Here is a 17,994-nt window from a genome sequence, read left to right as displayed (position 1 = left end):
TTAAAGGGCGTTGATCAAGGTGCTGAAGGTTTCTTGCGCGGTCTTGATGATCTGCGAAGAGGCCGTGTAGTACTGCTGAAACTTGACCAGGCCAGCGGCCTCGTCATCCAGGTTGACGCCCGAGACCGAATCGCGACTGGCCTTGGCCGAGGTCAGAATGGCCGTGGTGGCGCTGGTGTCGATCTGGGCCTGGTTGGCCTTGGCCCCTACCCGCTCGACCAGCGAGGCATAGGCGCCAGTGAAGCTGCTGCCGGTGCCGGAATGGGTGCCGACGGTGGACCTGGTTTGCAGTTCGAGCAGCGACTGGGCGTTGCGGTTGTCTGACTTGCCGTCGATGTTGAAGCCGACGCTGAAGGTGTCGCCACTGGCTGGCGTGCCACCGATGCTGGTGTCGAAGCTAAACGCCTTCGGATTGCCATCGGCATCCAGAATCGGATCGCCACTGTCATCGAGCATCGGCACGCTGATGGTCAGTTTGTTGTCCTGGCCGGGCACGATGCTACCGCTGCCGATCGGATTCCCTTTCGCATCATTGACGGTATAGGTCTGGGCGCCGTTGGCGGCCGTGCCGAACACCAGCTTGACCGGCAACGAGTTGCTCAGCGCGCCCTGCATCTCGCTCAGGGCGGCGCTGTCGTAGATGTCCAGTTTGCCGGTCAGGGTCGGCTGGGTAATGGTCCCGGTGCCCGCGTTGCCGGTACCGGCCGTGGCATTGATCGGCCCGGCAAAGGCCAGCTTGTTGGCGTCGGTCAATGTGGTGGTAATGGCGCTGGCAGCATTGCGGGTCGGAATCACCTTGAAGCTGTCGCCTGCGGCCAGGCCGCCGCCATTGAGCTTGAGCGAGAAGCCGTCGATAACCGGCGCCGGGTCTTCATCCAGGCTGTAACTGCCCATCGGCGTGCCATCGGAGCGCACGACGGTGTAGGCCTTGTCGCTGGTAAACGTCACCTGATAATCATGGAGGGTCAGGTTGCCGCTGTTGGCAATGGTCACATCCAGGTTGCCGGAGCCGGCGCTGTTGCCGGACGACGCCAGGCTGCGCTGGCTGATCGCCGCGGCGCTGTTAATGCTGGAGAACATCGAGGCGCCAAACTCGCCGTTGGCGTCCAACCCCTGCCCCAACTGGCTGTTGATGCCGTCGGCAACCGCCAGGGCCACACGCCCCAGCTCATTCTGGGCCGGAATCAGCACGTCGCTTCGATAGCGCAGAATGCCGCCCATTTCGCCACCGGTGATCACCGAAGTCACGTCGGAGCTGAAGTTCGGGTAGTTGATCTGAACGCTGTACTGGCTCTTGTCGGCGGCGCCCGGCGTTACCGACAAGGCATTGGCTCGGTTGCCGGTGACCAGCGACTGGCCGGTGCCCAGATACACATCGTAAACCCCTTCACGCTCCTGCACGGTCACGCCGACCAGCTCGTTGAGTGAGCGCACCGCTTCGTTGCGGGCATCAAGCAGGCTGTTGGGGCTGGTGCCGGCGGCCGACAACTGGGTGATTTGCTGGTTGAGGTCGGCAATGTTGGCGGTCAGTTTGTTGACCTGGCCTGACAGCGTCGTCAATTGCGCATTGATGCTGTCATTTTGCTGAGTCATCTGCGAAGCAAGGGAGTTGAAGCGGTTGCTCAGGGTTTGCGCCTGGGTCAACAACAACTGGCGCGAAGCGACATCCCCCGGAGCAGCAGAGGCCGTTTGCAGCGATGAAAAAAAGCTTGAGAGCACCGAGCTGATGCCTGTAGAGCTGTCAGCCAGCAGCTTGTCCACGGACGTGATCTGGTCCAGGTAAGCGGACGCATCGCTGCTGAGCGAAGTGGCTGTCTGCAGTTGATTTTCCAGGTAGCTGTTATAGATCCGACGCACGTCGGAAATGGTCGTGCCCGTCCCCAGATACCCCACGCCGATATTCTGCAGGGCGCCCGCACTGTTCACCGTCTGCTGACGCGAGTAACCCGACGTCGCCACGTTGGCGATGTTGTTACTGGTGACTGCCAGCGCGGCCTGGCTGGAGTTCAACCCGCTCAGCCCGATCGAGATCAGATTCGACATGCTTCAACCCTTATAGATTCGTGGAGCCGCCTGCCATGGCGTAATGTTGGTAAGACTTCATTTGCCGGGCGATCTGGGTGATCTTGCTGGCGTAGTCCGGATCGGTGGCGTAGCCGGCTTTTTGCAGCTCGCGCACAAATTGCTCCGGGTTATCGGCCGACTTCAGCACAGCTTGATAGCGATCGTTGTTCTGCAACAGGCTGACCAGGTCGTGGAAGCTGTCCTGGTAGGAGTCGTAGGAGCGGAACTCGGCGGTTTCCTTGACCATCTGGCCGTTGCGGAACTCGCTGGTGATGGCCCGCGCCTGATCGCCTTGCCAATTGCCGGTGGCCTTGATGCCGAACAGGTTGTGGCTACTGCTGCCGTCGCTCTGGCGCATCACCGATTTGCCCCAACCGGTTTCCAGCGCGGCCTGGGCGACCAGCACGGTCGGGTCGACGCCAATGCGCGCAGCGGCTTCCTTGGCCATCGGCAGCATGGTGGCGATGAACTCGTCGGAGGTGCTGAAGGCCTTTCTGGACGGTGCCAGCGGCGGCTGGGCGATGCTGCGGCCCAGGATTCGCATCGACTCGCTTGGCGCGGCAAAGGCTTGCGCGGTACTGCGAATGCCCGAGGTGTCGATGCGTTTGTTCGCGGCCACGCCTTCGGTGGCCGCTGTGGCCGACGGCACGATGCCTGCCAGCAAACGGTCAGTGAGTTTGCTCGGCAACGCCAGCCGGCGCTGGTTGAGCAGCGCCATGTCGTTGCGCCCGGCCTGCACACCCTCACTGGCGCTGACCTTGATGTCGGCCGCCGCGCTGCGGGTCGCCCACAGCGGTCGCTGGGTCGAGGCATCGCTGTGGGCCAGCGGGCCGCTGGTGGGCGCCGGGACATGGGACTTGTTTTTCGACAGCTGACGCATCAGCACATCCTGCAAACCGATGCCGCCGCCCTGCCGGGAAAGGCTGACCGACAGCTGCTGGTCGTACATGTCCTGATACTGCTTGGTGGTCTCGGTGTTGAGCGGGTTGTCCTGGGCGATGACGTCGTTGGCCTTGCGCATGGACTTGAGCATTTCGTTGAGAAACAGCGACTCGAATTCCTGCGCCACCTTGCGCAGGTTGCTCTCGCTGTCGCGGTCGCCGACCTTCATCGCGCTCAGGCGATTGAGGTCGGTGTAGGCACCGCTGTCGGCTGCGGCACCCACGCCGCTTTTTGGCATGTCCATGGCCGGCCTCAGATCACGATCAGGTCGGCCTGCAAGGCGCCGGCCTGTTTCAGGGCTTCGAGGATCGCCATCAGGTCGCTTGGTGCGGCGCCGACCTGATTGACCGCTCGGACGATCTCATCCAGCGTGGTGCCAGGGCCGAACTTGAACATCGGCTTGGCTTCCTGCTGGGCATTGATTTTGGAACGTGGCACCACCGCGGTTTCGCCGTTGGAGAACGGGCCAGGCTGGCTGACGATCGGATCTTCGGTGATGGTCACGGTCAGGCTGCCATGGGTGACGGCGGCCGGCGAGACCTTGACGTTCTGGCCGATGACGATGGTGCCGGTACGCGAGTTGATGATGACCTTGGCCACCGCCTGGCCCGGGTCGATCTCGAGGTTTTCCAGAATCGACAGGTAATCCACCCGCTGACTGGGGTCCAACGGCGCGCTGACCCGCACCGAGCCGCCGTCGATGGCCTGGGCCACGCCCGGGCCGAGCAGTTCGTTGACCTTGTCGACCACGCGCTTGGCGGTGGTGAAGTCCGGGCGATTGAGGTTCAGGGTCAGGCTGTTGCCCTGGTTGAAACCGCTGGGCACGGCCCGCTCCACCGAGGCACCGCCCGGGATCCGGCCGGCCGAGGGTACGTTGACAGTGATCTTCGAACCGTCGCGGCCTTCAGCGTCAAAACCGCCCACCACCAGGTTGCCCTGGGCGATGGCGTAGACGTTGCCGTCAATGCCCTTGAGCGGGGTCAGCAGCAGGCTGCCGCCACGCAGGCTCTTGGAGTTACCGATGGACGACACGGTGATGTCGATCACCTGCCCCGGCTTGGCGAATGCGGGCAGGTCGGCATGCACCGACACCGCCGCGACGTTTTTCAGCTGCACGTTGCCGGAGCCGGGCGGCACCTTGATGCCGAATTGCGAGAGCATGTTGTTGAAGGTCTGCAGGGTGAACGGTGTTTGAGTGGTCTGGTCACCCGTGCCGTTCAGGCCCACGACCAGGCCATAGCCGATCAGCTGATTGGAGCGCACGCCGGAGATGCTGGCGATGTCCTTGAGCCGCTCGGCCTGGGCCGCAAAGGCCGTCGTCAACAGTAATGCCGCCGCCATCAGGTGCTTGAAGTTGAGCATGATCATCCTAGAAAGGCCAAAGCGGGCTTAGGAAAAACCGGTCGAACCAGCCCGGCTGGTTGGCATCGGCAAAGGAGCCGGTGCCCGAGTAGGTGATCCGCGCATCGGCAATCCGGGTCGAAGACACGGTGTTGTCGGTGGCGATATCGTCGGCACGGACCAGCCCGGCAATGCGCACCAGCTCGTCACCGGTGTTCAGGGTCATCCATTTCTCGCCGCGTACGGCCAGGATGCCGTTGGGCAGCACGTCTGCCACGGTCACAGTGACCGAGCCGATCAGGGTATTGCCCTGGGCCGCCTTGCTGTCGCCCTTGGTCGCGCGGCTACCGCTGTAGCTGGCGTCCAGACTCAAGTCGCCACTGCCGAACGGGTTGTTGGTCGACACCCCAGCGCCGAACAGCGAGGTCAGGCCGATACTGGCGTCACTGTTCTTGGCGATCTGCGAGCCTGCGTTTTTGCTGGCCTGGGTCTTTTCGTTCAGGGTGATGGTGATGATGTCACCGACCCGGAACGCCTTGCGGTCGCCGTACATGTTCTGCTCGAAACCGGCCTGGTAAATCGAGCCATTGTTGGCCGCCGCCGGCAACGGCGTGCGCGGCAACACCGGCGCGTAATACGGGTCGTCCGGTTTCGGTGGCGGGCTGACGCAACCGGCCAGCAAGGCCGCCGCACCCAGGGCAAGAACAGACAACAAGCGACTCATGACACAGACCTCGCGGCGTAGCAGGCTTCGGTTACAGATTTTGAGTGACGAACGAGAGCATCTGGTCGGCGGTGGAAATCACCTTGGAGTTCATCTCGTAGGCACGCTGGGTGGTGATCATGTTCACCAGCTCTTCAACGGTGCTGACGTTGGAGTTTTCCAGGGTGTTCTGCAGCGTGGTGCCGAAACCGTTCAGGCCTGGGGTACCGACTTGCGGCGCTCCGCTGGCGGCGGTTTCCAGGAACAGGTTGCCGCCGATGGCCTGCAGGCCGGCCGGGTTGATGAAGTCGGCGGTTTGCAGGTTGCCGATCACTTGCGAGGCAGGGTTGCCGGCGGTGGTGATCGAGACGGTGCCGTCCTGGCCGACGGTGAAGGTCTGGGCTTCGTTGGGGACGACGATCGCAGGTTCCAGGGCCATGCCGCTGGCGGTGACGATCTGGCCATCGGAGTTCAGGTGGAAGGTACCGTCACGGGTGTACGAAACGGTGCCATCGGGCTGCAGGACCTGGAAAAAGCCACGGCCGTTGATGGCCATGTCCAGCGGCTGATCGGTGGTTTGCAGGCTGCCGGCGGTGAAGTTTTTCTGGGTGCCGACGATGCGCACACCGGTGCCCAGTTGCAGGCCGGAGGGCAGCTCGCTGTCCTGGGTCGACTGGCCGCCCGGCTGGCGGCGCACCTGGTACAGCAAGTCCTGGAACTCGGCGCGATCACGCTTGAAGCCGGTGGTGGACACGTTGGCCAGGTTGTTGGAAATGGTGGTCAGGTTCATGTCCTGGGCGGACAGGCCTGTCTTGCTGACCCAAAGAGCCGGAAGCATGCTGTTCTCCTATCGTGCCTGTTTCAAGGCACTCAATCTGTTGATTAGCCGATCTGCAAAACACGCGCCATGGCTTCGTCGCCTTCCTTGGCTGTGGTCATCATTTTGATGTGCAGCTCGAATTGCCGCGACAGCGCCAGCACCGAGGTCATTTCCTCGACGGCATTGACGTTGCTCGCTTCCAGAAACCCCGACACCACGCGCACGCCGGCATCGGCCTGGGCGGGCTGGCCGTCCTTGGTGTGGATCATGCCGTCGGGGCCTTTGGTCATGTTTTTCAGGTCCGGGTTGACCAGCTTGATGCGGTCGACCTCGGCCATCACCCGTGGGCCTTCGCCCAGGGCGCGGATGCTGATGGTGCCGTCTTCGCCGACCTCGACCTTCTGCTCGGGCGGCACGGCAATCGGGCCACCGTTGCCCATGACCGGCATGCCGTTGCCGGCCCGCAGCACGCCCAAGGCGTCGATGTTCATGCTGGCGGTGCGCACATAGCCTTCGCCGCCATCCGGGGTCTGCACCGCAATCCAGCCATTGCCGCCAATGGCAACGTCCAGGTCACGACCGGTTTCCTGCAGCGCGCCGGGGGTGAAGTCAGTGGCGGGCCGTTCGGTCAGGGCATAGGCGCGGGCCGGATGGCCGTCGCCGAACACCGGCATCGAGCGGGCCTGCTCCAGGTCGCGCTGGAAGCCACTGGTGGAAATGTTCGCCAGATTGTTGGCGTGGGCCTTTTGCGCCAGCGCATTCTGGCTGGCACCGGTCATCGCCACGTAAAGCATCTTGTCCACAACGCACTCCTTTCACCAACGGCTGTCGCTTTGCCATGGACATAGCAAATATCGAACCAACTTGGGAAAGCCTCGTATTTCGGGGCTTTGATGGTTTTCAGGAGCGGGAGAGCGTCGGTAAAACGGCGGTGGTTTGCCGCCAGCGGCAAGAGGCTCGCCGCTTATGGGCGGCAACCGGCGTTGTTGAAGGGGCCGGCGAATTTCATCCAGCCTTTGCCGGGGTCGACTTGCGCGCACAGGTAGCGGCCGGTGGCGAGGCTTTGCCAGCGGAAGAAGGGGGCTGGGGCGGCTTGGGCCTGGAGGGTTAGAAGCAGGAGTGCGGCGGTGATGATTTTGGTCATGGCGCTTGCTGGCGGTGTGAACTCGATATCCGTGCAGGAGCCGGGCTTGCCCCAATGCCGGTCAGTTAAGGCATTGAACGACACAATACCTAATGTGGGAGCGGATTTATCCGCGAATCCAGACACCGCGGTTTTTCAGGCATTGCGCGTCGTCATCATTCGCGGATAAATCCGCTCCCACAGAATCTATGCCTTAACTGACACCCTCATCAGGTCATCTGAATGATGGTCTGCATGATGGTGCTTTCAGTGGAGATAGTCTTGGCGTTCGCCTGGTAGTTGCTCTGCGCCTTGATCAGGTCGACCAGTTCGCTGGTCAGCTCAACGTTAGAGTCTTCCAGTGCACCCGAGGCGATTTCACCCATGGTGCCGGCGTTCGGCACACCGACCACGGGCACGCCCGAGGAGAAGGACTCTTTCCAGTTGGTCCCGCCAACCGGCGTCAGGCCCTGGTTGTTGGCGAAAATGGCCATCGCGACCTGGCCAATGGCCTTGTCCTGGCCGTTGGTGAAGTTGGCGAACAGCACACCACTGCTGTCCACCGTCAACCCGGCCAGCTCACCGGTCGCATAGCCATCCTGAGACTTGGCGGTCACTGCTGAAGTGGAGTTGTATTGGGTGGCGGCCAGCATATCGAGCGTCAGCCCCGTGGCATTGGAGGCAGCACCATTGGCTATCCACGTTCCATCTTCCTGCTTCACGGCCGGAACCCAACCGGTGAGGCTGAAGGTTTTGTTGTCGTTGATAGCCATGCCGCCGGCGACCGCTCCGGCGGTCATGCTGGCGGCATCAATGGAGCCGTCAGACTTGAAATTCAGGGTATTGACCAGCGGCGTGCTGCTTGTCGGATCCGCAGGATTGCGACCGTCGATGGTGGTGTACATCGTCCAGGCGTTGGCGGCCGCATCCTTGACGAAATACTGGTTCATCTGGTGAATGTTGCCCTGGCTGTCGTAGACATCGGTGTTGAAGGTGTAGTTGTAGCTGTTGACCGTGGCCGGGTCGAACGGCGAAACGGTTGGCTGGGTGGCACTGGAGTTGAGGTTCATTGTTTCAGCGATGGTGCCGGTGCTTTTGGGCGAGATGTTCGAGGTGTCGATCTGCAGGTTAGTCAACGCACCCGGAATCACGGTGCCGTTGGCGTCCACGCCATAACCCTGCAGGTTGTTGCCAGTGACATCAACCACGTAGCCTTGCTTGTCGCTGTAGAACGCGCCGGCGCGGGTATAGACTTTCGAGCCGTTGTTATCGAGCACGAAAAAACCACTGCCGTTGATGGCCAGGTCCAGGCTTTGGCCCGTGGTGCCAATATTGCCCTGGCCGAACAGCTGGGACACCGACGCAGCCGTCACACCGCTACCCACGGTGGTCTTGCCCGTCGTCGCGCGAATCGACGCTGCATACTGGTCCGCAAACTGGACACGAGAGGCTTTGAAGCCTGTGGTAGCAACGTTGGCGATGTTGTTGCCGGTAACATTCAACGCCTTGTTGGCAGCGGTGATACCGCTCAGGCCGATATTGAAGGACATGCTCTCACTCCTGCCGCGTTAATCGGCGCTAGATTCCAATGGTTTGAACTTTCGACAGGGCGACGCTGCCCAGGCCTGCAAGGTTCAGCATCATTTCCCCGCCATTGGTGCCCATGGTCACGCTGTTGACCGTGGCTGGCAGGTTGGTGGTCATGGCGGTCGCGACACCGTCGATGGTGGCGCTGGCCTTGAAGGTGTAGGTGCCGGCATCGAGCACTTCGCCGTCGCCGTCCTTGCCATCCCAGCTGAAGTCGACCTTGCCGGCGGCCTGGGTTCCCAGGTCAAGGGTGCGCACCAGCTCGCCTTCGCTGTCGTACACCCCCACGGTGGTGCCGGTGCTGGACGAGGTCAGATTGATCGAGCCGCTCATGCCTTTGCTGGTGTCGACCACCGAGTTGTCGGTCTGCACGATCACACTGCGGCCCACCAGCGACGACGCTTGCAGCGCCTGGGATGACTGGTAGGAGCTCAAGATGGAGTTCACCGAATCATTGAGCGACTGCATGCTTTCCAGGCTGCTGAACTGCGCCAACTGGGCTACGAACTCGCCGTTATCCTGAGGGTCCAGCGGGTTCTGGTTCTGCATCTGGGTCACCAGCAATTGCAGAAACGCGTCCTTGCCCAGGGCGCTGCCAGCAGTGCCGCTGCTGCTGTTGGTGGTGGCGGTCTGCTTTTGCAGCGAGGTCAAAACCGAGCTGCTCAGGCCATTGGTGGTATCGGTGGTGCTCATGCCAGGCCCCTTATCACTGACCCAGGGTCAGGACTTTCTGCATCATGGTTTTCGCGGTGTTCATCAACTCCGCGTTGGTCTGGAACGAGCGGCTGGCAGAGATCATGTCCGCCATCTCCTCGACCACATTGACGTTGGGGTAATAGACGTAGCCGTCCTTGTTCGCCGCCGGATGGTTAGGCTCGTAACGGGCTTCGAGGTTGCTCTGATCTTCGACCACGCCAAGCACCTGCACGCCCTGCCCGGCTTCGCCCTGGTCCTGGAACAGCGACTGACCGACGCCGTTCTGGGCCTGCTCGAAGGTGGTGGCGAACACCGGGTGGCGCGCGCGGTAGGTCTGGTCGATGCTCGAAGAGACGGTCTCGGCGTTGGCGATGTTACTGGCGACCGTGTTGAGGCGCGTGGTCTGGGCGCTCATGCCGCTGCCGGCGATGTTGAATACGTTGGCGAGGGACATGGATTACTCTCCGCGCAGGGCCGAAACCAGCCCTTTGAATTTACTGTTGAGCAGTGTGAAGCTGGCCTGGAAGCCGACCGCGTTTTGCGCGTAGTTCGACTGTTCCATCTGGGCGTCGACGGTGTTCTGGTCCACCGAGGGCTGCATCGGCGTGCGGTACTTGAGCGACTCGTCACTGATGCTGACCAGGCCATCGGCTTCGATATGGCGAGCGTTGGTACGCTCCAGCGAAAAGTGCCCGGAACTGCTTTTGCTGCTCTGGGCCGCCAGCACATCCGCGAAGTCCAGGTCACGCGCCTTGTAGTTGGGCGTGTCGGCGTTGGTGATGTTGTTGGCCAGCACCTCGGCACGCTGAGCGCGAAAGCCCAGTGCTTTTTCGTGGATGCCGAGCGCCTTGTCGAAGCTGATGCTCATGTCGGAAAACCTGTGCGGGTTGGCCTGATGGTTCGTGAGCAAGCTTCAGCAAACAACGTGCCAAACCGCCAAAGGCCTGAAAACACGGGATTGCGGAGAATTGCCGGCAGCGGCAATGACAGAAAAGCGGCAAGGATTGACCGCTGGGTGGCGGGAAAGCGGCAAAGCGGGGGGCTGATGTCGCTTGTGCTGGCCTCATCGCTAGCAAGCTCTGCTCCCACGCCGTTTCCATTCACATAGAAGCCTGCCTCAATGCCAGTCAGTTAAGGCGAGACTCATGTGGGAGCGGATTTACCGGATCGCCGGACCGCCGCGAATGAAGGCACCGCGCAATGCCAGAAAAACCGCGGTGTCTGGATTCGCGGATAAATCCGCTCCCACAGGTTTTCGGCGCTCCAATCCTTAACTGACCGGCATTGAGGCTTGCCTGCGATGTGGGTCTAAGCAAGCTCGGCTACAGCATTTTATTTGGCCTGGTAGATAATCCCGGGGCTGCACTGGACCATCTGGTAATGATCCGGCAAACCATTGAGCGCCTCCGACGCCCCCAGAAACAGGTAACCGCCCGGCTTCAGGGTGCCGTGGATGCGCAGCAGGATGTCCTTTTTGACCTGGGCCGAGAAGTAGATCAGCACGTTGCGGCAGAACACGATGTCGAACTTACCCAATGCAGCGTAGCTGTCGAGCAGGTTGAACGAGCGAAACTCCACGCGGCTGCGGACCGCCGGCTTGATCGCCCAGCGCCCCGGCCCCTTGGGGTCGAAATAACGCTGCAAGCGCTCTTGCGACAAGCCACGGGCAATCGCCAGGCTGTCGTACTCGCCGCTCTTGCAGTTGTTGAGCATCGACCCGGACAAGTCGGTGGCGACGATCTGCGCGCCCATGCGCAGCTGGCCGATATTGCTGCGCTCGAACTCGTCGATCGCCATCGAGATCGAATAGGGCTCCTGCCCGGACGAGCACGCCGCCGACCAGATCCGCAGGCGCTGCCCGGGGTTGGCCTTGATCTGCTCGGGCAGGACTTTGTTTTTCAATACTTCAAAGGGGTAAGTGTCGCGAAACCACAGGGTCTCGTTGGTGGTCATGGCATCGACCACCTGTTCGCGCAAACCGCCGCGCGGCTGGGTCTGGATGCGCTGCACCAGCTCACCCAGCGACTTGATCCCTTGCTGCTCCATCAGCTTGTTGAGGCGGCTTGCTACCAGATACTGCTTGTTCTCGCCCAACAGAATGCCACAGGCTTTTTCCAGAAAAATCCGGAATTGTTCAAAATCCAGGTTACCCGTAGACACAGCTGCCGCCTCTAAAAACCATTCGTTCTGCCAGGGACTTTCACCCCTGGCTGTTATCCGTTGCCTTGATCCGCTCGACCACGCGGGCGGCCAGATCGTCTGGCTTGAATTTAGCCAGGAAATCGTCGGCGCCCACTTTCTTGACCATCGCCTGGTTGAAGACGCCGGACAGGGAAGTATGCAGGATGATATGTAAATTTTGCATGCGCGGGTCGTTGCGGACTTCCGCGGTCAGCGTGTAGCCGTCCATCTCCGGCATTTCGATGTCGGAAATCATCATCAGGAATTCTTCGTCTGCGCGCTTGCCTTCATCCACCAATTTGCGCAGGTAGTCGAGCGCCTGGCGGCCATCGTTAAGCGCCACCACCTCGACGCCAACGGTTTGCAGGCAACGAGTGACTTGCTTGCGCGCTACCGAGGAATCATCCACTGTCAGCACCCGCAGCGACACGGCCTTGTGCTGGGTAGCCTCATCCACCACGCCGGCTGAAATGGCTTCGGACGTCGGCGCCACTTCCGCGAGGATCTTCTCCACGTCGATGATTTCCACCAACTGGTTATCGACCCGGGTCACGGCCGTCAGATAGTGATCGCGGCCAGTGCCCTTGGGTGGCGGATGGATCTCTTCCCAGTTCATGTTGACGATGCGCTCCACCGAGTGCACCAGAAAGCCCTGAATCTTGGTGTTGTATTCGGTGATGATGACAAAGGTGTTCTGTACATCGCTGATGGCCGGCAGGCCCGTCGCCATCGCCAGATCGAGGATCGGAAGGGTCGCACCGCGAATGTTCGCCACGCCGCGCACCACCGGGCTGGATTTGGGCAGCAAGGTGAGTTTCGGGCACTGCAGCACCTCGCGCACCTTGAACACGTTGATCCCGTACAGCTGTTTGCCGTTGAGCCTGAACAACAACAACTCAAGCCGATTCTGCCCCACCAGCTGAGTGCGCTGGTTGACCGAATCCATTACACCCGCCATGTCAGACTCCTTGATCGAACCCGTGGACCGTATCCAGTCAATCGGCACGGCCCTTGCTTTTTTTATGACATGAACGCAAAAACGACAGTATTTCGACGCCTGACACGCCCCTTGCTCTGTGCCCTGCCCGTGCTCTGCATGATAGCCCTGAGCCATCGCGCCGTGGCGGACGCCGTTACCTTGCCCGAACAGCTTATCGGTGTCACTCAAGGGTTTCTTGAGTTCAGCGTCGAAGATTATTTGGCAACCACCCAGACTGAAGGGCGTTTCGAGGTTCAGGTCAACCCACTCGACCCGCGCCTGCGCATGCCGCTGTGCGACAAGGATTTGACAGCCACCCTGGAAAGCCCGGCGCAGCCGCTGGGCCGTGTCACCGTGCGGGTGCGCTGCGATGGCAGCGGCCCGTGGACGGTGTTTGTGCCCGCTCAAGTGCGGCTGTTTCGCAACGTTGTCAGCGTCACGCGCCCGCTCAAGCGCGAAGCTATCATTGGCGAGCAGGACGTGGCCTTGCGCGAGCGCGATGTCGGGTTGCTCAACCAGGGCTACTTGACCTCGGTGGATGAGGCGATCGGGCAAAAACTTGTCCGACCAACGGTTATCGATCAGATCCTGACGCCGGTGCATCTGCAACAGGCCGAGGTGGTACGCAAGGGCGATCATGTGGTGATCGTCGCCCGCAGCGGTTCACTGAGTGTGCGCATGCCCGGCGAGGCCCTGAGCAAGGGCGGCCTGAGCGAGCAGATCCGGGTGCGCAACCTCAATTCCAAACGGGTGGTCAAGGCGCGGGTGACCGGGCCGGGCCAGGTCGAAGTGGCCATGTGATCAAACCCGATTGAACAGTGGCAGTCGGGAACCGGTTTTCCTAAACTCTGTCCCACAAGGGTCCGTGGCCTTGGTGCGCATGATTGAAATGCGCCTAAAGTTTTCCCGCAAACGGTCGACAACAAGGCAAGCGTCCAGAAACCCAGAGGTTTTACCATCATGGTCATCGACTTCAGTCGTGTGAATTCTCCTCCCTCCGTGACGACCGGCAACCGCGCCGGCGCCCCGCAGGAAACCGCCGGCAACGGGCAAGCGGCCCAAGCTTCCGCTACCTCGGCTGGCGTAACGCAGAGCGGCGAAGCCGTGCACCTGAGCCCTGAGGCCCAGCAGCTGCAGAAGGTCACCGATTCGCTGCGCGACCAACCGGTTGTCGACAAATCCCGTGTGGAGGCCCTGAAACAGGCCATCGCCGACGGCAGCTATCAGGTCGACAGCAACCGCGTTGCCAGCAAACTGCTCGGCTTCGAATCGCAGCGCTGATTCCTCGCCTGCACCGTTTTCAGGACGCTTGAGACACAGAGCCCGCCATGCACGACACCGCTTTGCTGCAACTGATCGAAGAAGACCTTGCTCCAGCGCAACAACTGCTTGAGCTGCTCGAGGCCGAAGCGGTGGCATTGCACGGCCGGGACATGCCGTTGCTTGAGAATATTCTGGCGCGCAAGCAGTCGTTGATCGTGCTGCTCGACCAGCATGGCCGTCGCCGCAGCGAACTGCTCGCCAGCGCCAACCTGAGCCCCGACCAACAGGGGCTGGAAGCGCTTGCCGCCGCCTCCCCTCGGGGCGCGCTGCTGCGGGAGCGGACCGACATGCTGTCCAGACTGCTCGCCGACTGCCAGGCCGTGAACGAGCGCAACGGTCGCTCGATCCAGCTTCAGCAGGCCTCGACCGCCAACCAGTTGCGTATCCTGATGGGCGGTGAATCCCCTTCCCTTTATGACAGCCGAGGCTCGACCTCGCTGCTCGCCAAGCCTCGCGCCCTCAGTCAGGCTTGACTCACTTTATGAAGGCGTCGAACATGCTGGCAAAATAGTGCCACGCGTGTAGCCGTTATTGCCTGGAGATTGATAAACCGTGTTCAATGCCTCAAACGCGGATGATGCGCCGCAGCCTCCCAAGGTCCTCACCACCCCCCTGGAAATCGCCGCCAACCTGCGTGCACTGCAAGAAGCCAATGATCCGTTGATCATTACCTTCCATGAGCGCAGCCAGCGCTTCCAGAGCTTTTTGGTGGAAGTGGACCGCGAAGGCGGCCGGATCACACTGGACGAAATGATCCCCCGCGACGGTGAGCGCTTTTTGCAAGCGGGCGAGCCCTTTCGCATCGAAGGCTTTCATGACGGCGTGCGGATTGCCTGGGAGTCTTCCGAGCCGTTGACCATCGACGACGCCAGCGATGGCCGCTGCTATCGGGGCGCGCTGCCCGAAGAGGTGATTTACCACCAGCGCCGCAACGCCTTCCGCGCCGCCTTGAAGCTCTCGCAGCTGGTGGACGTGACCCTCGACGGTGACAAGCTCAAGGGCAAGGGCGCCATCACCGGCAAGCTGCTGGATATTTCCGCCACCGGCTGCAAGCTGCGCTTTGCAGGTGATATCGCTGAGCGCCTGCAACTGGGCCAGGTGTACGAGAAATTCGAAGCCGCCCTGCCGTTCGGCAAGATGAGCACGCCGGTCGAGTTGCGTTACCTGCATTATGAAGAGCGCCTCAACACCACCTTCACCGGCCTGCGCTTTCACAACATGAGCGGCCTGGTGCAGCGTCAGGTCGAACGCTTTGTCTATCAGCTTCAGCGTGAAGCCCGTCGTTTCGACCAGGACGACTACTGATAGACCTGTGAAACCTGTAGGAGCCGGGCTTGCCCGCGATGAAGGCGCTGCGGTTTTTCAGGAGAATCGCGTCATCGTTTATCGCGGGCAAGCCCTGCTCCTACAAGTTCGCCTTGGGCTGCAGCCCGTCATCGGGCGAAGACTGCTCATCATTCAGCGGTTCTGACGGTTCAACTGCCTTGTCGACAGGTACGTCGTGCGCAGGCTCAACATCCGCTGCTGCCTCAGGAGCGGTGTACATCTGGTCGTGCACCACCTGCTCGTCAACCCGTGGGTCCAGCGCTGCCGCCAAGGGCGAACCCACGGCCGGCATGGCAACGTGGTGCAGCGGTGCATCGTCGACCTGGTGCAGGTTGGTCACCGCTTTTGGCCGGATGCGCCACACCAGCACCAGCGCGAAGAAGCTGAAGAATGCATAGAGCATCTGGTTGCCGAACAGCTTCATCACCACCCCCGCCACCAGCGGCCCGATGCTGGCACCGACGCCATAGGTGACCAGCAGCATGGCCGTCAACGACACCCGCCGCTCGCTTTCCACGTGGTCGTTGGAAAACGCCACGGCCAGCGGATACAGGCAGAACTGCAACAGCGAAACGATAAAGCCGGCAGCGAACAACACCTCCAGCGGTGCCTGCGGCAGCAGCGCCAGCGGCAAGGCGGCAATCGCCACGCCACCGGCCGCGCTGCGAATCAACACCGCCCGGTCGTAGCGGTCGGACAACCAGCCCAGCGGCCACTGCACCAGCAGCCCGGCAAAAATACAACTGCCCATGAACAGACCGACCTGCTCGGTGGTCAGCCCCTGGTGTGACGCATACAACGGTGCCAGACCGTAAAAGGAACCGACGATCAGGCCCGCGCCCAGCACCGTACTCAACGACTGCGGCACCCGCTTGATGAAAAACCGCGGTTCCATCGGCGCCGGGTGCAAGGCGGACGGGTGAATTCGCCGGGTCAATGCCACCGGCACCAGGCACAGGGCAAAGCAGGCGGCGACCAGCATCAGCAACTCAAGCCCAAGCTGTGGATGCACCACCAGAATCAGCTGCCCCAACACCAGGCCCAGATAGGACGCGATCATGTAGCCGCTGAACACGGCCCCGCGCTGCTTGGCATCGGCCTGCTCGTTCAGCCAGCTCTCGATCACCATGTATTGGCACATCATGCCCAGGCCAACGATCACCCGCAGCATCAACCAGGCCGGCAGCCAATCCACCAGGCCATGGCCCAGCACCGCCGCACCGACGATCCCGGCACACGCCGCATAGGCACGGATATGCCCGACCCGGGCAATCAGGCGGTGGCCAATCTTGCCACCCAGCGCCAGGCCGAAATAGTTGGCGGCCATCAAGGCACCGACCCACAGGCCGTCAACCTGATCGGCTGCCAGCCGCAACGCGAGGTAGGTACTCAGCAGACCCGAGCCGATCAACATCATCAGCGCAGCGAAGTAAAGCGCTCGAAAAGACTTCCAGATCGTTCGCATCAGCGTCCCGTGCGGCTCCTTGAATAGGGTGAAAACTGTGGATAAGGATATGTGATATTGCCGACAGCGCTGGGGCGTCGACGAAAAAAATCGCCTAGACCTGCATCCCCAGAACGCGACGCTCCCAAGGTGAGATTTCGTCTGCGAAGCTGGCCAGTTCCAGGGTCTTGCTGGCGATGTATCCTTCGACGAATTCACGGCCAAACAATTCCCTCGCCAACTCGCTGCGATTCAGACGCTCGAGCGCCGCATGCAAGGTACAGGGCAAGGACAAATGTTCCGGCACCTGGAATTCACCCTGAATCGGTGGCGACGGCTCCAGCTCGTGCTCGATGCCGTGCAACCCCGCGGCAAGGCTGGCGGCGACCACCAGATAAGGATTGGCATCGGCTCCGGGCAGGCGGTTCTCGACCCGCCGCGAGACCGGCGCACTGGCCGGAATGCGCAGGCCGGCGGCACGGTTATCCAGGGACCAACAGGCATTGTTCGGCGAGGCGAACGGGTGGTTGAGGCGCTGATAGGAATTCACGTTCGGCGCGAACAGCGCGGTGAATTCAGCCATGGCCGCCTGCTGGCCGCCGATGAAATGGTAGAAGGCCGGGGTCGGCTGGCCCTCGGCGTCACTGAACAGCGGGTTGCCGCTGTCCTGCTCGAGCACACTCTGGTGCAGGTGCATGGAACTGCCTGCCGTGTGCCGCAGCGGCTTGGCCATGCACACCACGATCAGGCCGTGCTTGAGTGCGATTTCCTTGAGCAGGAGCTTGAACAGGAAGGTCTGGTCGGCGATGCGCAATGGGTCGCCGTGCAGCAGGTTGATCTCGAACTGGCTGACGCCCATCTCGTGCATGAAGGTGTCACGCGGCAAGCCCAGCGCCGCCATGGCGGCATACACCTCGGTAAAGAACGGCCGCAGCCCATTGTTGGAGCTGATGGAAAACGCCGCGCTGCCGTCTTCGCGACGACCATCGGCACCCACCGGTGGCAGGAACGGTTGCTGCGGATCGGGGTTGGGGGCGAAGACGAAGAATTCAAGCTCGGTGGCCACCACCGGCACCAGGCCACGCTCGGCATAGAGGGCGATCACGGCCTTGAGCTGGCCGCGGGTGGACAAGGCTGAAGGCGCACCGCTGAGTTCGACCGCATCGCAGATCGCCAGGGCCCGAGTCGGCTCGCTCCAGGGCAGGCGGTGAACCTGCGCAGTGTCGGGCTTGAGTACCAGGTCGCCGTCATCGCTGCCATAAAAGCGCGCCGGTGGATAACCGCCCATGATGCACTGCAGCAACACCCCACGGGCCATCTGCAAGCGCCGGCCTTCCAGAAACCCCGCGGCAGTCATGACCTTGCCGCGCGGCACACCGTTGAGATCCGGGGTGACGCATTCGACTTCCGCGATGCCTTTGAGGCGTTCCGCGAGTGAGCGGTGGCCGAGGGTGCTCATGACAGG

The 17,994-nt window shown here is 61.7% G+C and carries 19 protein-coding genes; 4 read left to right on the top strand and 15 right to left on the bottom strand.

What is annotated here, in order from left to right; all coding sequences use genetic code 11:
• From flgK to GUY40_RS12435, 13 genes are all read right to left on the bottom strand, one after another.
• Nucleotides 1-2,043, bottom strand: coding sequence for a flagellar hook-associated protein FlgK (gene flgK / locus GUY40_RS12495; RefSeq protein WP_166569253.1), 2,043 nt, complete (start codon nt 2,041-2,043; stop codon nt 1-3).
• 10 nt (nt 2,044-2,053) lie between these two features.
• A complete protein-coding gene (gene flgJ, locus GUY40_RS12490; protein WP_166569252.1) occupies nt 2,054-3,250 on the bottom strand; it encodes a flagellar assembly peptidoglycan hydrolase FlgJ in 1,197 nt (398 codons plus the stop codon).
• Between the two features lie 8 nt (nt 3,251-3,258).
• Nucleotides 3,259-4,368 carry a flagellar basal body P-ring protein FlgI gene (locus GUY40_RS12485; RefSeq protein ID WP_166569251.1) on the bottom strand — a complete coding sequence of 370 codons (1,110 nt, stop codon included), beginning with the start codon at nt 4,366-4,368 and terminating at the stop codon, nt 3,259-3,261.
• 7 nt (nt 4,369-4,375) lie between these two features.
• A complete protein-coding gene (gene flgH / locus GUY40_RS12480) occupies nt 4,376-5,071 on the bottom strand; it encodes a flagellar basal body L-ring protein FlgH (RefSeq protein WP_166569250.1) in 696 nt (231 codons plus the stop codon).
• Nucleotides 5,072-5,102: 31 nt separating this feature from the next.
• Nucleotides 5,103-5,888, bottom strand: a complete 786-nt coding sequence (gene flgG / locus GUY40_RS12475; RefSeq protein WP_166569249.1) for a flagellar basal-body rod protein FlgG — start codon at nt 5,886-5,888, stop codon at nt 5,103-5,105.
• Between the two features lie 44 nt (nt 5,889-5,932).
• Nucleotides 5,933-6,673 carry a flagellar basal body rod protein FlgF gene (locus GUY40_RS12470; protein WP_166569248.1) on the bottom strand — a complete coding sequence of 247 codons (741 nt, stop codon included), beginning with the start codon at nt 6,671-6,673 and terminating at the stop codon, nt 5,933-5,935.
• A 161-nt stretch (nt 6,674-6,834) separates the two neighbouring features.
• Nucleotides 6,835-7,014, bottom strand: a complete 180-nt coding sequence (locus GUY40_RS12465; RefSeq protein ID WP_166569247.1) for a hypothetical protein — start codon at nt 7,012-7,014, stop codon at nt 6,835-6,837.
• Nucleotides 7,015-7,223: 209 nt separating this feature from the next.
• Complete coding sequence (gene flgE, locus GUY40_RS12460; protein WP_166569246.1) at nt 7,224-8,543, bottom strand: flagellar hook protein FlgE; 1,320 nt, start codon at nt 8,541-8,543, stop codon at nt 7,224-7,226.
• Nucleotides 8,544-8,571: 28 nt separating this feature from the next.
• Nucleotides 8,572-9,273: a flagellar hook assembly protein FlgD gene (flgD, locus tag GUY40_RS12455; RefSeq protein WP_166569245.1), complete on the bottom strand. Its 702-nt coding sequence runs from the start codon at nt 9,271-9,273 to the stop codon at nt 8,572-8,574.
• 13 nt (nt 9,274-9,286) lie between these two features.
• Nucleotides 9,287-9,730: a flagellar basal body rod protein FlgC gene (flgC, locus tag GUY40_RS12450; protein ID WP_166569244.1), complete on the bottom strand. Its 444-nt coding sequence runs from the start codon at nt 9,728-9,730 to the stop codon at nt 9,287-9,289.
• Between the two features lie 3 nt (nt 9,731-9,733).
• Nucleotides 9,734-10,144 carry a flagellar basal body rod protein FlgB gene (flgB, locus tag GUY40_RS12445; RefSeq protein WP_166569243.1) on the bottom strand — a complete coding sequence of 137 codons (411 nt, stop codon included), beginning with the start codon at nt 10,142-10,144 and terminating at the stop codon, nt 9,734-9,736.
• A 464-nt stretch (nt 10,145-10,608) separates the two neighbouring features.
• Complete coding sequence (gene cheR, locus GUY40_RS12440) at nt 10,609-11,436, bottom strand: protein-glutamate O-methyltransferase CheR (RefSeq protein ID WP_166569242.1); 828 nt, start codon at nt 11,434-11,436, stop codon at nt 10,609-10,611.
• 40 nt (nt 11,437-11,476) lie between these two features.
• Entirely contained in the window at nt 11,477-12,415 is a 939-nt protein-coding gene (locus tag GUY40_RS12435; RefSeq protein ID WP_166569241.1) for a chemotaxis protein CheV, read from the bottom strand.
• A 69-nt stretch (nt 12,416-12,484) separates the two neighbouring features.
• Between GUY40_RS12435 and flgA the strand changes: the two genes are divergently transcribed.
• From flgA to GUY40_RS12415, 4 genes are all read left to right on the top strand, one after another.
• A complete protein-coding gene (flgA, locus tag GUY40_RS12430; RefSeq protein ID WP_166569240.1) occupies nt 12,485-13,237 on the top strand; it encodes a flagellar basal body P-ring formation chaperone FlgA in 753 nt (250 codons plus the stop codon).
• 159 nt (nt 13,238-13,396) lie between these two features.
• Nucleotides 13,397-13,717: a flagellar biosynthesis anti-sigma factor FlgM gene (gene flgM, locus GUY40_RS12425; protein WP_166569239.1), complete on the top strand. Its 321-nt coding sequence runs from the start codon at nt 13,397-13,399 to the stop codon at nt 13,715-13,717.
• Nucleotides 13,718-13,764: 47 nt separating this feature from the next.
• Nucleotides 13,765-14,232 (top strand): flagella synthesis protein FlgN, encoded by a 468-nt coding sequence (locus GUY40_RS12420; protein ID WP_166569238.1) that lies wholly within the window; start codon nt 13,765-13,767, stop codon nt 14,230-14,232.
• Nucleotides 14,233-14,311: 79 nt separating this feature from the next.
• Nucleotides 14,312-15,064, top strand: a complete 753-nt coding sequence (locus GUY40_RS12415) for a flagellar brake protein (protein ID WP_166569237.1) — start codon at nt 14,312-14,314, stop codon at nt 15,062-15,064.
• Between the two features lie 100 nt (nt 15,065-15,164).
• Here GUY40_RS12415 and GUY40_RS12410 read toward each other — a convergent pair whose 3' ends face one another.
• Both GUY40_RS12410 and GUY40_RS12405 read right to left on the bottom strand, forming a co-directional pair.
• Nucleotides 15,165-16,550: an MFS transporter gene (locus tag GUY40_RS12410; protein WP_256675721.1), complete on the bottom strand. Its 1,386-nt coding sequence runs from the start codon at nt 16,548-16,550 to the stop codon at nt 15,165-15,167.
• 94 nt (nt 16,551-16,644) lie between these two features.
• Nucleotides 16,645-17,988, bottom strand: coding sequence for a glutamine synthetase family protein (locus GUY40_RS12405; protein ID WP_166569236.1), 1,344 nt, complete (start codon nt 17,986-17,988; stop codon nt 16,645-16,647).
• Nucleotides 17,989-17,994 lie beyond the last annotated feature (6 nt).

The organism is Pseudomonas sp. R5(2019) (assembly GCF_009905435.1).
Taxonomy (GTDB): Bacteria; Pseudomonadota; Gammaproteobacteria; order Pseudomonadales; family Pseudomonadaceae; genus Aquipseudomonas.
This window is presented reverse-complemented; position numbering and strand designations above follow the sequence as displayed.

Bases quoted from the DNA above. Each gene is read 5' to 3' on its own strand.
- GUY40_RS12405 (WP_166569236.1), bottom strand. From the start codon at position 17,988: ATGAGCACCCTCGGCCACCGCTCACTCGCGGAACGCCTCAAAGGCATC.
- GUY40_RS12410 (WP_256675721.1), bottom strand. From the start codon at position 16,550: ATGCGAACGATCTGGAAGTCTTTTCGAGCGCTTTACTTCGCTGCGCTG.
- GUY40_RS12435 (WP_166569241.1), bottom strand. From the start codon at position 12,415: ATGGCGGGTGTAATGGATTCGGTCAACCAGCGCACTCAGCTGGTGGGG.
- flgE (WP_166569246.1), bottom strand. From the start codon at position 8,543: ATGTCCTTCAATATCGGCCTGAGCGGTATCACCGCTGCCAACAAGGCG.
- flgC (WP_166569244.1), bottom strand. From the start codon at position 9,730: ATGTCCCTCGCCAACGTATTCAACATCGCCGGCAGCGGCATGAGCGCC.
- flgB (WP_166569243.1), bottom strand. From the start codon at position 10,144: ATGAGCATCAGCTTCGACAAGGCGCTCGGCATCCACGAAAAAGCACTG.
- flgD (WP_166569245.1), bottom strand. From the start codon at position 9,273: ATGAGCACCACCGATACCACCAATGGCCTGAGCAGCTCGGTTTTGACC.
- flgA (WP_166569240.1), top strand. From the start codon at position 12,485: ATGAACGCAAAAACGACAGTATTTCGACGCCTGACACGCCCCTTGCTC.
- flgK (WP_166569253.1), bottom strand. From the start codon at position 2,043: ATGTCGAATCTGATCTCGATCGGGCTGAGCGGGTTGAACTCCAGCCAG.
- GUY40_RS12420 (WP_166569238.1), top strand. From the start codon at position 13,765: ATGCACGACACCGCTTTGCTGCAACTGATCGAAGAAGACCTTGCTCCA.
- GUY40_RS12465 (WP_166569247.1), bottom strand. From the start codon at position 7,014: ATGACCAAAATCATCACCGCCGCACTCCTGCTTCTAACCCTCCAGGCC.
- flgM (WP_166569239.1), top strand. From the start codon at position 13,397: ATGGTCATCGACTTCAGTCGTGTGAATTCTCCTCCCTCCGTGACGACC.
- flgG (WP_166569249.1), bottom strand. From the start codon at position 5,888: ATGCTTCCGGCTCTTTGGGTCAGCAAGACAGGCCTGTCCGCCCAGGAC.
- flgJ (WP_166569252.1), bottom strand. From the start codon at position 3,250: ATGGACATGCCAAAAAGCGGCGTGGGTGCCGCAGCCGACAGCGGTGCC.
- flgH (WP_166569250.1), bottom strand. From the start codon at position 5,071: ATGAGTCGCTTGTTGTCTGTTCTTGCCCTGGGTGCGGCGGCCTTGCTG.
- GUY40_RS12485 (WP_166569251.1), bottom strand. From the start codon at position 4,368: ATGCTCAACTTCAAGCACCTGATGGCGGCGGCATTACTGTTGACGACG.